A 15,147-nucleotide genomic window follows, 5' to 3' on the forward strand; every position below is an offset into this window, starting at 1 on the left:
CGGGGCAGACTGACCACCGTGACCACACTGCTGCTCAACGGACGCGTGCACAGTCCGTCGCACCCGGACGCCACCGCGATGGCCGTCCGCGACGGTGTCGTCGGCTGGCTCGGTAGCGACGACGTGGGCCGGTCTCAGTTCCCGGACGCCAGGATCGTCGACCTCAGCGGCGCCTTCGTCGCCCCAGCCTTCGTCGACAGCCACGTCCACGTGACCTCCACCGGGCTGCTCATCACCGGACTGGATCTGACCGGCGCCACCTCCAAACAGCACTGCCTGGCGCTGCTCGCCGAGCACGTCGCCGCCCACCCCGGCCAGCCGGTGTGGGCACACGGCTGGGACGACACCTGCTGGGTGCGCGACGAGGCGCCGACTACCACCGAGATCGACGCCGTCCTCGGCGCCGTGCCGGCCTACCTCGCCCGTATCGACGTGCACTCGGCCGCGGCCTCGACGGCACTGCGACAGCTCGTCTCGGGCCTGCCGGCCGCCGCCGGCTACGAGCCGGACCGCCCGCTGTCCGCCGATGCCCACCACCTGGTCCGGGCGCAGGCCCGTCGGCTGCTGACCTGGCAACAGCGTGCCGACGCCCGCCGTGCAGCCCTGGATGCGGCAGCCGCCGCCGGCATCGTCGCGGTGCACGAATGCGCCGGCCCCGACATCGGCGGTGCCGAGGACTGGCAGGAGCTGCGGGGCACCAGCCATGGCGTGGAGGTGGTCGGCTATTGGGGGGAGGCGGTGTCCAGCGCCGCGCAGGCCCGCGCTCTGACCGAGCAGACCGGCGCACACGGGCTGGCCGGCGACCTCTTTGTCGACGGCGCCCTCGGCTCGCACACCGCGTGGTTGCGCGACCCCTATGACGACGCGCCACACAGCACCGGCACCTGCTACCTGGATACCGCCGCCGTCACCGACCACCTGATGGCCTGCACCGAGGCGAGAGTAACCGCCGGGTTCCACGTCATCGGCGACGCCGCCGTCACTGCGGTGGTCGAGGCGTTGGAGGCAGTCGTCGAACGGTTCGGTGCGCCGGCGGTCGCCCGCTGCGGGCACCGGCTCGAGCACCTGGAGATGGTGTCCGCCGAACAGGCCGCCAAGCTGGGCAGTTGGGGCGTGGTGGCCAGTATGCAACCGAATTTCGACGCGCTGTGGGGAGGCGGCGCCGGCATGTACGCCCGCCGGCTTGGGATCGACAGAGCCGCCCTGCTCAATCCCTTCGCGCTGTTAGCATCGGCAGGCGTGCCCTTGGCGTTCGGCTCCGATGCCCCCGTGACCAGCATTGATCCCTGGTCGACAGTGCGCGCCGCTAGCCACCATCGCACCGCAGGCAGCGCCATCTCGGTGCGCGCGGCCTTCGCGGCGGCCACCCGCGGCGCCTGGCGGGCGGCCGGGGTGCGTGACGGTGTCACCGGCACCCTGGTGCCGGGCGCGCCGGCTTCTTACTCGGTGTGGGAGGGCGGCTCGGGAGAACCGCTCGACCTGGATGTCAGCGCCCCCGCCGACGGGGTGCAGCGCTGGTCCACCGATCCACGCTCGCGCGTTCCCGTCCTGCCTTGCCTGGAGCCCGGCGAGCCGCTGCCACGCTGCCGGCAGACCGTGCACCGAGGTGTCGTGATCCATGGCTGACGCCGAACCCGCTCCCGTCGCCGAACCCGCTCCCGACGGTCGCGTCGCCGCCCTCCTGGCACGATGGCGCAGCGCGGCCGTGGTGGCGGTGCCGCCGCGCATCATGCGGCTGCTCGTCGCGGTGACGGCCGGGCTGCTGCTGTGCATCAGCTTCCCGCCGATCGGCTGGTGGTGGTCGGCTGTCATCAGCTTCGCGTTGCTGGGCTGGGTGCTGGTGCATCCCAGGACCACCATGGCCGGAGGCCTGGGCTACGGGTTCCTGTTCGGGCTGGCGTTCTACATTCCGCTGTTGCCGTGGATCAGTGGCCTGGTGGGACCGGTGCCCTGGTTGGCACTGGCCGCCATGGAAGCCGCCGGCCCGGCGATGTTCGGTCTGTTCGCGGTCGTCGTGCGCCGGATGCCGGGCTGGCCGCTGTGGCTTGCGCTGCTGTGGTCACTGCAGGAGTGGCTGAAGTCTACGGTGCCTTTCGGCGGATTCCCCTGGGGTGTGGTCGGTTTCGGGCAGACCAATGGGCCGTTCCTGCCGCTGGTCCATTTCGGCGGGGTACCGCTGCTGTCGTTCGGGATCGCGCTGCTCGGCATGTCGCTGGCCGCGCTAGCGCTCGAGATCGCCCGCTGGTGGCAACACACCGGCAGCGAGCGGCGCAGCGATCATCCCGAACTGTCCGCGTTGCTGCTGCCGGGGCTCTGCATCGTGGCGGTCATGCTGGGCACGGCGTTGGCAGCCCCGCAGGTGCGCCGTGCGGCGGGCGGGGCGGGCAATGAGCCGACGGTCACCGTCGCCGCCATCCAGGGCAACGTGCCGCGCCTCGGACTGGACTTCAACAGCCAGCGCCGCGCCGTCCTGGACAACCATGTGCGAGAGACCAGCCGGCTGGCCGAGGATGTCCGCGCCGGGACCGCGCCGCAACCGCAGTTCGTGATCTGGCCGGAGAACTCCTCGGACATCGACCCGATGAACAACCCCGATGCGGCTCAGCAGATCGGCGTCGCCGCGCAGGCTATCGGCGCACCGATCCTGGTCGGCACCGTCCTGGCCCGACCGGACTGGACCCCGCAGAATCCCGCCGCGTCCAACACGATCATCGTGTGGGATCCGGTCACCGGTCCCGGCGAGCGCCACGACAAACAGATCATCCAGCCGTTCGGCGAGTACCTGCCGTGGCGGGGCCTGTTCAAGCACCTGTCCTCCTACGCCGACCGCGCGGGATATTTCGTACCGGGTACCGGCACTGGCGTCGTGCACGCAGCGGGCGTGCCGGTCGGGGTGGCGACCTGTTGGGAGGTCATCTTCGACCGGGCGCTGCGCCAGTCGGTGCGCAACGGTGCCCAGATCCTCGCCGTTCCGACGAACAACGCCACGTTCGACCAGAACATGAGCGAGCAGCAGCTCGCCTTCGCCCGGGCCCGGGCCGTCGAGCACGACCGCTACGTGGTGGTCGCCGGCACTACCGGCATCAGCGCGGTCATCGCGCCCGACGGCCACGAGGTCGCCCGCACCCAGTTCTTCACCCCGGCCTACCTCGACGTGGCGGTTCGCCTCAAAACCAGCCTGACGCCGGCCACCCGGTGGGGGCCGCTGGTGCAGTGGGTTCTGGTCGGTGCCGCCGTTGCCGTCGTCATCGCGGCCATGCTGCACAATGGTTGGTTCACGCGCCCGTTACGCCGCAGGCGGCCGGAACGGGACGCGATGAGCAGGTCCGGGGGCCCAGACGACGGCGAGGACCCGCAGGAGCTGGGCGAATCACCCCCAGCCCTGGCCGGGCAGCACGACAAAGGAGAGTCATGAGCAACCAGGGCGAGAAGGGCGGCGAAAAGCGCCCTGAAAAGGGGCACGAACACCCCAGCCAGCGCACCCTGGTGATCATCCCCACGTTCAACGAGATCGAGAACCTGCCGCTGATCGTGGGCCGCGTGCACAAGGCATGCCCGGAGGTCCACGTGCTCGTGGTCGACGATGGCAGCCCGGACGGCACCGGTGAGCTCGCTGACGAACTGTCGCTGGCCGACCCCGATCGAGTGCACGTGATGCACCGCACCGCCAAGGACGGCCTCGGGGCCGCCTATCTAGCCGGCTTCGCGTGGGGGCTGAGCCGCCAATACAGCGTGCTCGTCGAGATGGATGCCGACGGCAGCCATGCGCCCGAACAGCTCTACCGGTTGCTCGACGCCATCGACAACGGCGCCGACCTGGCCATCGGTTCGCGCTACGTGGACGGCGGGACGGTCCGTAACTGGCCGTGGCGGCGGCTGGTGCTGTCGAAGACCGCCAACACCTATTCGCGCGTGCTGCTCGGCGTCGGAATCAACGACATCACCGCCGGCTACCGCGCCTACCGGCGCGAAGTGCTGGAGAAGATCGACCTGTCCGCCGTCGACTCCAAGGGGTACTGCTTCCAGATCGACCTGACCTGGCGGACGATCAACAACGGCTTCACCGTGGTCGAAGTGCCGATCACCTTCAGCGAGCGTGAACTCGGCGTGTCCAAGATGAGCGGATCCAACATCCGCGAAGCCATGGTCAAGGTCGCCCAATGGGGCGTCGGCGGGCGCTTCGACCGCGCCCGCGGAGTGGTCCGCTAGGGCCTGCGGACAAGCCCTAGCGGCAGCGCGGTCAGCTGCCCCGGCGCTTGGACTTGATCAGATCCAGCCGCTCCTTAAGCAGCTCGTCGAGTTCGTCGACCGAGCGGCGCTCGAGCAGCATGTCCCAGTGAGTGCGCGGCGGCTTGACCTTCTTGGGCTCCGGCAGGTCACCGTCGAGCAGGGTGCCTTCCAGTCCGTTGCGGCACAGCCAGGTGCCGGGGATCTCGGCATCGTCGGCGAAAGGAACGTCGAATTCCTCGCCGTTGTCGGTGCGGTACCGCGCCATCTGACGCGGCGCCAGGTCGTGGTTGCGGTCCGTCTCGTAGCTCACGGCTCCGAGCCGGCTGCCTCTCAAGACACGATCAGCCATCGTCAACTCTCCTCAAACGCGTTATGTAGTCGCACATAGTGAACGCCAGACCACTGCCAGCGGTTCCCGACTCGACCCCTAATGATACCGGGAGCACCAAGCATCGCCGTCTACAGTCTCAAGGCGTGACGCGTCGTTCCCGCCCGCAACCGTGCCGCTGGTGCGGTCGTGAGGTGGCCGACGCAGGTATGGGACGGCGCAGACAATACTGCCGCCAGTCCTGCCGGCAACGGGCCTACGAACAGCGCGCGCTGGTCAAGGGCAGCGCCATCCCCGACGATGCGGTCGTGCTCTCGGCCGACGAGGCCGCCGAACTGTCCGACCGGGTCTATCAGGTCCGCTGTGCCGCCGAGGACATCGCCACCGCGGTCGACGAGGGCGCTCCCGCCGACGAGTTGCGGCAGCTGTGCGACACGCTGATCCGCGCTGCCAAGGCCGCCGACGGCTGGCGCTGAGAGCGCAGATCGAGCCCCACGGGGCCGGTAGTGGCACCGTGATCAGCTGACGGACAGACCTGCCGAACACCGCCAGGACCGGGTTCGGTTGGCCGTGGTTGCAGGCCCGCCCGGGATTGATGCCCGGGCGGGCCTTTTCGTCATGGCGAATCAAACCCTTATCGGGCAGATGCGTGGTTCCTAGGGTGAAAAGCGCGGTCGACGCTCGAGACAGTCACCCCCATCACCCGCCATCGCCCGCCACATCCGAAGGATTCTCACCGTGACCACGCCCGCCGCGCCGGCCTCCGCGCCGGTACTGCCGGCGGGTTCCCGCACGTCCGCACAACGCCGCAACCGGCAATGGACGCTGGTGCGGTGGGCCTCGCCGGTGATCCTGCTGGCGCTGTGGCAAATCGGCAGCGCGCTTGGGCTCATCTCCCAGGAGGTGCTGCCCGCACCGTCGCTGATCGCCGAGGCCGGGGTGGAACTCGTCCGCAACGGCCAACTCGCCGACGCCCTGATGGTTTCCGGTCTGCGGGTCGTCGAGGGCCTCCTGCTCGGCGGGATCATCGGTGTCGGCCTTGGCGCCGCGGTGGGGCTGTCCCGCTGGACCGAGGCCACCGTCGATCCACCCATGCAGATGCTGCGGGCGCTGCCGCACTTAGGCCTGATTCCGCTGTTCATCCTGTGGTTCGGTATCGGCGAACTGCCCAAGGTACTGCTGGTGGCCCTCGGCGTCAGTTTCCCGCTCTACCTGAACACCTTCTCGGCCATCCGGCAGGTCGACCCTAAGCTGTTCGAAACCGCTGACGTCCTTGGCTTTTCATTCGGACAGCGGTTCACCCACATCATCATTGCGAGCGCGGCACCGCAGGTCCTCGTCGGGCTGCGCCAGTCGTTGGCGATCGCGTGGCTGACGCTGATCGTCGCCGAGCAGATCAACGCCGACAAGGGCATCGGCTTTCTGATCAACAACGCACGTGACTTCCTGCGCATCGACATCATCATCTTCGGTCTGATCGTCTACGCGCTGCTGGGCATCGCCACCGACGCCGTGGTTCGCGCCATGGAGCGCCGCGCCCTGAGGCATCGGTCATGACGGTGACCTCCGACCGCCAGACCCGCATCGCCGGCCAGCTGCGCCATGTCGACAAGTGGTACGGCGAGCAACGAGTGCTGCACGACATCTCGCTGACCGTCGGCGCCGGCGAGATCGTGGCGCTGGTGGGCCGCAGCGGTTCGGGCAAGTCCACGGTGCTGCGGGTGCTGGCCGGGCTCTCCGACGACCACACCGGCGAACGGGTAGTCGCCGGCGCGCCTGCGCTGGCCTTTCAGGAACCGCGGTTGTTCCCGTGGCGCACCGTATGCACCAATGTCGGCTACGGATTGACCCGCTTCCGGCTGCCCCGCGCCGCGGTGACGACGCGTGCGGAGCGGGCACTGGCCGACGTGGGCCTGGCCGACCGCGCCGACTCGTGGCCGCTCACCCTGTCCGGCGGCCAGGCGCAACGGGTGTCGCTGGCGCGGGCGCTGGTCGCCGAGCCGCAACTGCTTCTCCTTGACGAGCCGTTCGGTGCGCTGGATGCGCTGACCCGACTCAGCATGCACGCGCTTCTGCTGGATCTGTGGCGCAGGCACGGATTTGGCGTGCTGCTGGTCACCCATGACGTGAACGAGGCCGTCGCGCTGGCCGACCGGGTGCTGGTGCTGGAGGCGGGCCGGGTGGTGCATCAGACCGAGATCACCGATCCGCGGCGGCCGACCGGTGCCCCGCCCGGCCAGAACGAGAACCACCGCGTCGAGCTGCTCGAGCAGCTCGGCGTGCATATCTGACAGGAGCCGTCTTGCATCCCTTGACAATTCGACGACTGCTGGTCGGGCTGGCCGTGTTGGGCCTGCTGCTGACCGGGTGTGTGTCCCGGCAGGAGAACGCCGGCGCGGCCAAAGTGCCCGACACGGTGCCGCTGAGCGACCTCGCCGACCTCACCCTGCAGGTCGGCGACCAGAAGGGTGGGACCGAGGCGCTGTTGCGGGCCGCCGGCGCGTTGGACAACCTGCCTTACCGGATCGCGTTCTCCACCTTCACATCCGGGCCACCGCAGGTGGAGGCCGCGACGGCAGGCAAGATCGACTTCGCGATCACCGGCAACACCCCACCGATCTTCGGTGCAGCCTCCGGCGCCAAGATCAAGGTGGTCGCCGCGTACAACGGCGGCGGCATGGGCGACCAGATCCTGGTGCGCGCCGACTCGTCGATCAACTCCGTCGGCGACCTGCGCGGCAAGTCGATTCTGGTCGGCAAGGGCAGCTCCGCCCACGGAAACGTGTTGGGCCAGCTGAACAAGGCGGGCCTGTCGCCGGCCGACGTCAAGCTGATCTTCCTGCAGCCGGCCGATGCGCTGTCGGCATTTCAGGCCGGCCAGGCCGACGCGTGGGCGATCTGGGATCCCTACACCGCGCAGGCGCAGCAGCAGCTGCCGGTCCGGACCATCGCGCAGGCTAAGGGCGTGACCAACGGCTACTGGTTCGGGATCGCCTCCGATGCGGCGCTGGCTGATCCCAAGCGCAACACCGCGCTGTCCGACCTGCTCGTGCGCTTCGCGAAGGCTTGCAAGTGGGCTCAGGATCATTCGAAGGAGTGGGCCGAGAAGTATTCGGCTGCAGTCGGTCTCGACTTGACGGTCGCCGAAGTATCGCAGGGCCGCAGCCTGCGGTTGCCGACGGCACTGAGCGACGACGTGGTCGCCTCGGAGCAGAAGATCGCCGATCTGTTCGCTTCCTCGGGGCAGATCCAGAACGCCCCCGATTTCGCCAAGTGGGTCGACCGTCGCTACAGCGCCGTGCTCGAGCCGAACCTCATCAGCGCCAACTAAGGAGGACCACACCGTGCCTGCAAAATTCTTCTGGTTCTTGCCCACCAACGGAGACAGCCGCTCCATCGTCGGAGCGTCGCACGCGTCGGCGCACCACGCGATTCCAGCCGGCTACCGCGCACCCACCCGGCGTTACCTGGCGGAGGTGGCCCGCGCCGCGGACCGGCTGGGCTTCGAGGGCGTGCTGACCCCCACCGGAACCTGGTGCGAGGACGCCTGGCTGACGGCCTCGGCGCTGCTCGCCGAAACCGAGCGACTGAAGTTCCTGGTGGCGTTCCGGCCCGGTCTGGTGCCGCCGACGCTGGCAGCGCAACAGGCGGCGACGTTCCAGCGGTATTCCGAGGGCCGGCTGCTGCTGAACGTGGTCAGCGGCGGAGACGACGTGGAGCAACGCAGGTTCGGCGACTGGCTGAGTCACGACGAGCGGTACGCGCGCACCGGCGAGTTCCTGCACGTCGTCAAGTCGATCTGGGGACAGGAGTCGTTCGACTTCGAGGGCGAGTATTACCGGATCCGTGACGGGCGGGTGTCCCAGCCGCCGAACCCGTTGCCGGAGTTCTATTTCGGTGGTTCGTCTGCGGCGGCACTGCCGGTCGCCGCGGACCATGTCGACGTGTACCTGACGTGGGGTGAACCGCCCCAGGCAGCGGCGGCGAAGATCGACGAGGTGCGCCGGCTCGCCGCGGCGCGCGGTCGCACCCTGCGGTTCGGGATCCGGCTGCACACCATCACCCGCGACACCTCGGCTGCGGCGTGGGCCGTCGCCGAGGAATTGGTGAACGAGCTGACCCCCGAACAGATCGCGCAGGCGACCACGTTGCATTCGAGTTCCGAATCCGAAGGGCAGCGCCGGATGACCGCACTGCACGGCGGGCGGGTCGACAAGCTGGAGATCTACCCCAACCTGTGGGCCGGCGTCGGCCTCGTCCGCGGCGGTGCGGGCACCGCCCTGGTCGGTAGCCATCAAGAGGTGGCGAACCTGATCTGGGAGTACCACTCGGTCGGCTTCGACGAGTTCATCCTGTCCGGCTATCCGCATCTGGAGGAAGCGCACTGGTTCGCCGAGGGTGTCTTCCCGATCCTGCGGGACAAAGGGGTCCTGGCCACCTAGGGGCCTGCCGGCGCGACGCGCTGCTCAGGCAGCGCGGGCGGGTGCGAGGCTCAGCGCCGCGTAACGCTGCCCGGCCTCGGTCAGTTCGGCGTCCGACAGCTCGCGAACGCCATGCAGCACAAAGGGTTCGGCGAACTCCATCCCCAGTCGCCGGGCGGTTGCCTGCAGCGGCGCCAGTAATGCGGCATACTCGATGCCGTTGAGATGTCCGGGCTGGTAGGCCTCGACCGTCCCGCCCGTGGTTGTGGCGATCCGCAGGGTTTTGCCGGCCAGAGCTCCAGGCCGGCCCGGTCCGTAGGCCCACCCCGGCGCCATCACCTGGTCGAGCCAGTTCTTCATCAGCCCCGGCACCGAGTACCAGTACGTGGGATATTGCAGGACCACATGGTCGGCCGCCTCCAGCGCGCGTTGCTCGGCGGCGACGTCGATGGCGCCATCGGGGTACAGCGTTGTCAAATCGCGGATCTCGACGTCGGGATACCTCCGGATCGCCCGTAGCAGCGCGCTATTGGCCCGCGACTCGAGGCCGCGCGGATTGGCGTAGACCACAAGGGTGTGTTCGCTCACCCCACGCGCAACTTCGCCGGAGATGCAAATGTTCCCACCCGCAAGATCCAGTGGCGTTGGGTGTTCCCGGCGCAGACCCGATTGTCGGGCCGCGGATCGCGGCGGCAATCCCGGCCGTCAGCCGGGAGTTGTTGTTGTGCAACGTGTCCAAAGTGCCAGGGTGAGGCTCATCACCGGCGGGGGCGAGCGTGGCTGACCCACGCCATCGCGACGCGCGACACCGTCGGCGCACCGGCACTAACAGACGTACTGGACCCCGATACCCGCCGGCGGCGTCGCCTGGCGGGCGCAGGCGTAGGTGTCCACGCCGTCCGCGGCCATCCGGATCGCGGACTGGTGGGCATAGTTCACACAGAGCAGCGCGGTGGCGTCGGTGCGGCAGCGATAGTCACCGAAGGACAGTGAGGTCTCGTAGGGCAGTTCGGTGCCCTGGCCATATGCGAACCGGCCGGGGTCGCCGTGCGCGGAGCCGACCTGGACGGCGGCGCCGTCGAAGTCGACCCAGCCGCCCTTCCACTGGCCGTAGGTGTCCGGCGGTTGCTGTGGTGGGTCGGTCAGGTCCACCAGGCAGGCCAGCGCGGGCGCGCCGTGCTTGGCGTCGGTCATACAGGTCGTGCCCGCCGGCGTCGTGAAGGCGACGTCGTCACCCAGCTCAGTGGTCACGCCACCGCGAAGCGCAATGTGGTACTGGGCGGCGTCGATCGGCGGGGCGGCCTCGACCCAGGTGATGGCCTCGGCCACCGGCACCCCGGATGCCGGCGCGAGGGTCGCCGACGTGGCCGACGTGGGCGCCGAGGACGACGTCGCGGTGCGCGACGGAGCGATCGGGGTCAGCTCCGTCTGACGTGCCTGACCGCCGGTCGAACTCGAACATCCCGCAACCAGCAACGACGCGGCGAGCAACACGGCGATCCGCATTCCGACAGGCTAGCGGTCGCCGGCCGGGGGAGCCGACAGGCACGTCGGAACGCGAATTGTTCGCTACCGTCGAGCGATGCATGAACACACCGTCCGTGCCACCACTATCAGCGGCGTCGTCGAAGGCTTCACCCGCAACGGTGTGAACAGGTGGCGCTCGATTCCCTACGCTCGTCCGCCCGTGGGTGCGCTGCGTTTCCGCGCCCCGCAGCCGCCTCAGCCGTGGCGCGGCGTGCGGTACTGCCACGGCTTCGCCAACTGCGCTCCTCAACAGCGTCGCTACACGATGCTTGGGGTGGGCAAGTATCAACCGATGGGGGAGGACTGCCTGACGCTCAACGTGGTCACGCCGCAATGGCCGAGCGGCGAACCGGACCACGAGCCGCTGCCGGTGATGTTCTTCATCCACGGCGGCGGCTACATCATGGGAAGTTCGGCCACACCCCTCTACGACGGTGCCGCCCTGGCCCGCCGCGGATGCGTCTACGTATCGGTCAACTACCGGCTGGGTGCGCTCGGTTGCCTGGACCTGTCGTCGTTGTCGACCGCGGACACTCCGATCGACAGCAACCTGTTCCTGCGCGACCTGGTGATGGCGTTGCGCTGGGTGCGCGACAACGTGGTCGCCTTCGGCGGCGACCCGGCCAACGTGACCATCTTCGGGGAGAGCGCGGGTGCTCACGCCGTGGCGACGCTGCTGGCGGTACCGGATGCTGAAGGGCTTTTTGCCCAGGCGATTTCGGAGAGTCCGGCCTCCGGGTTGGTTAGCTCTGGGGAAACCGCGGCGGTGATCGCCCGCAAGTTCGCCGAAGAGCTCGGCGCCGACACAGATGATGCCGCCGAGACCCTGATGCGGGCCCGGCCCCATGACCTCGTCACGACGATGGATGTTCTCCTCGAGCGCAGCCTGCACGAGATGGACGGTGCTTTCGCCGTCGGGCCCACCCACGGCGACGACGTCCTGCCGGAGGATCCGATTGCGGCGATGAAGACCGGCCGGGCGCACCGCGTCCCACTGATCGTCGGCACCAACGCCGACGAGGGAAAGCTGTTCACCCGGTTCATGAAGCTGCTACCTACGACCGAGCATGCGATCGAACGGCTGCTGGCCTACGCCGAGCCGGAGACCCGCGAACGCATCACTGCCGCCTACCCGGGGTACCCGCGCCCGGAGGCCTGCGTCCAGCTCGGCGGCGACTTCGCCTTCGGGACGGCGGCCTGGCAGATCGCCGAGGCGCACGGCGCACACGCGCCCACCTACATGTATCGCTACGACTATGCGCCACGGACGCTGCACTGGTCGGGGCTGGGTGCGACCCACGCGATGGAACTCCTGGCGGTCTTCGACGTCTACCGCACCCCGCTCGGCGCGGCCCTGACCGCCGGGATCGATCGGCGCTCAGCGGTGACGGTGAGCCGTCAGGTGCAGCGCCGCTGGCGCAGTTTCAGCCGGACCGGAGTGCCCGGCGACGATTGGCCGACCTACACCCACCCCGAGCGCCCCGTGCTGGTCTTCGACCGGAGTACCCGCCTCGAATACGACCCGCATCCGCATCGCCGGCTGGCGTGGGAAGGGTTCTCGCTGGCCAGCCGCTAAGCGACTTGACAGCTGTCAACAAGCTGCCCGGAAATGCCCTCACCGCGCCCCGCGGTGGCCTACGTTGGTCGAGTGCAGACCAATGACATCGTCATCGAACGGCCCAGCGATCTGACTGCCGAATGGCTCACCGCCACGCTCGGGTGCGGAGCGGTCAGCGCCTTTGCCACCGATCGCATCGGCACCGGTCAGATGAGTGAGTGCTACCGGGTGCGGCTCACCTACGCCCAGGGTGCTGACGGCCCCGCTTCGGTGATCCTGAAGGTGGCCGCCAGTGATCCGGTGAGTCGGCAGACCGGTGTCGTGATGGGCCTCTACGAGCGCGAGGTCAAGTTCTACACCGACATCGCGCCACTCCTGGGCGGACCGATCGCCGAGTGCTTCCACGCCGCCTACGATCCGCAGAGCGGTGTCTTCGCCCTCCTGATCGACGACGCCGCGCCTGCCGAAGTCGGCGACGAGATCCGCGGCGCCGCAATCGAAGACGCGAAACTGGCACTCGGCGAACTCGGCCGGCTGCACGCTCCGGTACTCGGCAGCGACACGCTGGCCCACGCCCAGTGGCTGAACCGGGATGCCCCGCTGAACCAGGAACTGATCGGTCAGCTCTTCGCCGCGTTCGTCGACCGGTACGGCGAGGCGATCTCCGCCGACCAGCGGCAGGTGTGTGAGCGTTTCGTCGCCAGTTTCGACGCTCACCTGGCCGAGGAGGCGGCATCGGACCGCATCAACGGCCTCGTGCACGGCGACTACCGGTTGGACAACATGCTCTTCGGTCGACCCGGTTCGCGCCGCGACCTGACGGTGGTGGACTGGCAGACCGTCACCTGGGGTCCGGCGATGACCGACGTGGCGTACTTCATCGGATGCGCGCTGACCGTCGAGGACCGGCGGGCCCACTACGACGAGCTGCTGCGCGCGTATCACGAAGGGCTGGGGCCGAATCCGCCGATCAGCCTCGAGGAGGTGCGCGACGGGGTTCGGCGCCAGAGCTTCGCCGGGGTGATGATGGCGGTGGTGTCGGCGATGCTCGTCGAACGCACCGAACGCGGGGACCAGATGTTCTTGACGATGCTCGACCGGCACAGCAGCCACGTCCTGGACACCCGCGCCCTCGACGTCCTGCCCGCCCCCGCCGCGCTGACACCCGACCCGGCAGAGGAAGGCCCGCACCAACCCGGTGACGAGCCCCTGTGGAACGAGAGCTGGTACTGGGATTTCGCCGATCCTGCGCAGGGCATCGGCGGCTGGATCCGCCTCGGGCTGGTGCCCAACCAGAAGGTCGCCTGGATCAACGCACTGGTGTGCGGGCCCGACATCCCGACCGTCGCACTGCTCGACTTCCACGCACCGTTGCCGACCGATCCTGCGGTGGCCAACGGCGACGGCGCCGAACTGCGCCACGGCCCCACCATCCCGTTGCAGTCCTACCGTGTCGATGTCGCCGGCTCGGCACTGGAGTACGACGACCCGTCGGCGCTGCTGCGCGGCGAGCCCGGCCGACCCGTCGAACTGGCCATGCACCTCACCTGGACGACCGCGGGGACCCCGTACGCCTACCGCATCACCTCCCGCTACGAGATCCCGTGCACGGTCACCGGCACCGTCACCATCGCCGGGCGCAGCTACGAGATCGAGGCCGTGCCCGGCCAGCGCGACCACTCCTACGGAGTGCGTGATTGGTGGAGCATGGACTGGATCTGGAGTGCGCTGCATCTCGATGACGGCACCCACCTGCACGGCGTCGACCTCCGGATCCCCGGTATGTCGCCGGTCAGCGTCGGCTACGTCCAGCGCGCGGGTGAACCGGTTGCCGAGACGACGTCGGTGACCGGCGAAGCGACCTTCGCCGACAACGGATTGCCCCTGACCACCACCATCGACTACGAGCCGGCCGCAATCGCGGCGAAAGTCGAGATCCAGGGCCACGCACCGGTCCGACTGGTCGGCCCCGACGGCCGGGTCAGCCTGTTTCCCCGGGCGTGGGTCGCCGTCGACACCGCCGACGGGCGCCGAGGGGTCGGCTGGGTGGAGTGGAACCGCAACGTCGCCGGTTAGCCGTTGGGCCGGACCCGACACGGTCGGTGAATCCCAGCGCCGCATCGGAAGACCAGGTGGCTACAGCCCCGATGAGTCGTCGTCGAGGTCGTCGCGGCGCAGCGCCATCGGTGTTGTCGCCGGGATGTCCCCACCCGCGATGACCTGGCGGGTGATCGGCGTCAACGCCGAAAAGAGCCGCTCCACCGCGGCGTCGTCGAGGCTGTCGAGTGCGCTTAGAGCCAGGGTGTCGGTCCGCAGCTCGACGTGGTCCTTGAGAGCCCGACCCGCCTCGGTGAGTGTGCAGTCGGGCCTGACCAGCCCCCGCTGCGACAGCGCGGCGACGCACGCATCCCACTCCTCGTCGGAGTAGTCGCGGCTGCGTTTGATGAAATCGGCGGGCACGGCGCCGGCCGCGACGTGCAGCACGTTGGACTCCCGGCCCGTCACACCCTCGCTGACGAGTGTCGCCACATGCGCGTCACCGCGATGCTCGCGCAGCAGGGTCGCAGCGTGCCAGAGCGCGGCCAACGGTGTTTCCGGCCAGGGCAGCGCCAGATTCGCCGCGAACAGCGGTCGCCCGTCCAGAGGAGCGTTCCTGGCGGCGACCCCAGCAAGCTCGGCGGCCTGCGCCACCTCCGGAGTGTCGTCGCTGAGGCCGTAGCCGCGCAGTGCCGCCACCGCGGTGTCCTGACGTACCCGTACCATCTCAGCCGGCGTCGCGACCGCCCAGACCGCGGGGATGGCCTTGTGTACCCGCTCGGTGGAGAAGTTGTAGAAGATCGCTGTCACGACCTGTGCGGGAACCTGGCCCAGCGGAGCCGAACGTGCGGCGAAGTAGCCGCGCCAGAACCCGGTGAACCCCATGGCGTCCAACGCGGTACGCACACCCGGTGCGAAGTAGGTGATGGCGTGCACCGGCTCGTAACGATCGAAGAAGCGGCGCGCCAGGATCGGTGTTCTAGCCATCTCTGCAGTCAACCACCACCGGGGTAACACCGGTGCGCCTCCCAGGCTTGGTATCGTCC

12 protein-coding genes and 1 pseudogene are annotated in these 15,147 nt (G+C 69.0%); 9 read left to right on the forward strand and 4 right to left on the reverse strand.

Annotated elements, in window-relative coordinates:
• Positions 1-18 precede the first annotated feature (18 nt).
• Entirely contained in the window at positions 19-1,626 is a 1,608-nt protein-coding gene (locus ACXDF8_RS21730; RefSeq protein WP_457225347.1) for an amidohydrolase, read from the forward strand.
• A gap of 103 nt (positions 1,627-1,729) precedes the next feature.
• Positions 1,730-4,209, forward strand: a pseudogene (gene lnt / locus ACXDF8_RS21735) (apolipoprotein N-acyltransferase).
• 31 nt (positions 4,210-4,240) lie between these two features.
• Here lnt and ACXDF8_RS21740 read toward each other — a convergent pair.
• A complete protein-coding gene (locus ACXDF8_RS21740; protein WP_457225348.1) occupies positions 4,241-4,579 on the reverse strand; it encodes an RNA polymerase-binding protein RbpA in 339 nt (112 codons plus the stop codon).
• A gap of 125 nt (positions 4,580-4,704) precedes the next feature.
• Here ACXDF8_RS21740 and ACXDF8_RS21745 point away from each other — a divergent pair, with 125 nt between their 5' ends.
• The 5 genes from ACXDF8_RS21745 (at position 4,705) to ACXDF8_RS21765 (ending at position 9,000) form a co-directional block, all read left to right on the forward strand.
• On the forward strand, positions 4,705-5,034 hold the full coding sequence (locus ACXDF8_RS21745) for a hypothetical protein (protein WP_457225349.1): 330 nt from the start codon (positions 4,705-4,707) through the stop codon (positions 5,032-5,034).
• Between the two features lie 298 nt (positions 5,035-5,332).
• The gene (locus ACXDF8_RS21750) at positions 5,333-6,115 is read left to right on the forward strand and encodes an ABC transporter permease (protein ID WP_457225387.1); all 783 of its coding nucleotides are present in this window, start codon (positions 5,333-5,335) and stop codon (positions 6,113-6,115) included.
• Positions 6,112-6,849 (forward strand): ABC transporter ATP-binding protein, encoded by a 738-nt coding sequence (locus ACXDF8_RS21755; RefSeq protein ID WP_457225350.1) that lies wholly within the window; start codon positions 6,112-6,114, stop codon positions 6,847-6,849. The genes ACXDF8_RS21750 and ACXDF8_RS21755 overlap by 4 nt, the downstream gene beginning before the upstream one ends.
• Before the next feature lie 26 nt (positions 6,850-6,875).
• Positions 6,876-7,889, forward strand: coding sequence for an ABC transporter substrate-binding protein (locus ACXDF8_RS21760; protein WP_457225388.1), 1,014 nt, complete (start codon positions 6,876-6,878; stop codon positions 7,887-7,889).
• A 13-nt stretch (positions 7,890-7,902) separates the two neighbouring features.
• Complete coding sequence (locus ACXDF8_RS21765; RefSeq protein ID WP_457225351.1) at positions 7,903-9,000, forward strand: LLM class flavin-dependent oxidoreductase; 1,098 nt, start codon at positions 7,903-7,905, stop codon at positions 8,998-9,000.
• A 24-nt stretch (positions 9,001-9,024) separates the two neighbouring features.
• Here the strand turns inward: ACXDF8_RS21765 and ACXDF8_RS21770 are convergent, their stop codons facing one another.
• Together ACXDF8_RS21770 and ACXDF8_RS21775 are read right to left on the reverse strand one after the other, a co-directional pair.
• Positions 9,025-9,567: an NAD(P)H-dependent oxidoreductase gene (locus ACXDF8_RS21770; protein ID WP_457225352.1), complete on the reverse strand. Its 543-nt coding sequence runs from the start codon at positions 9,565-9,567 to the stop codon at positions 9,025-9,027.
• 237 nt (positions 9,568-9,804) lie between these two features.
• Complete coding sequence (locus ACXDF8_RS21775) at positions 9,805-10,485, reverse strand: hypothetical protein (RefSeq protein WP_457225353.1); 681 nt, start codon at positions 10,483-10,485, stop codon at positions 9,805-9,807.
• 76 nt (positions 10,486-10,561) lie between these two features.
• Between ACXDF8_RS21775 and ACXDF8_RS21780 the strand changes: the two genes are divergently transcribed.
• Both ACXDF8_RS21780 and ACXDF8_RS21785 read left to right on the forward strand, forming a co-directional pair.
• Positions 10,562-12,082 carry a carboxylesterase/lipase family protein gene (locus ACXDF8_RS21780; protein WP_457225354.1) on the forward strand — a complete coding sequence of 507 codons (1,521 nt, stop codon included), beginning with the start codon at positions 10,562-10,564 and terminating at the stop codon, positions 12,080-12,082.
• Positions 12,083-12,115: 33 nt separating this feature from the next.
• Positions 12,116-14,140 carry a DUF7064 domain-containing protein gene (locus tag ACXDF8_RS21785; protein WP_457225355.1) on the forward strand — a complete coding sequence of 675 codons (2,025 nt, stop codon included), beginning with the start codon at positions 12,116-12,118 and terminating at the stop codon, positions 14,138-14,140.
• Positions 14,141-14,200: 60 nt separating this feature from the next.
• On the opposite strand, the gene ACXDF8_RS21790 is transcribed toward ACXDF8_RS21785, so the two are convergent.
• Positions 14,201-15,088, reverse strand: a complete 888-nt coding sequence (locus ACXDF8_RS21790; protein WP_457225356.1) for an SCO6745 family protein — start codon at positions 15,086-15,088, stop codon at positions 14,201-14,203.
• Positions 15,089-15,147: the final 59 nt, after the last annotated feature.

Source organism: Mycolicibacterium sp. CBM1 (assembly GCF_054073305.1).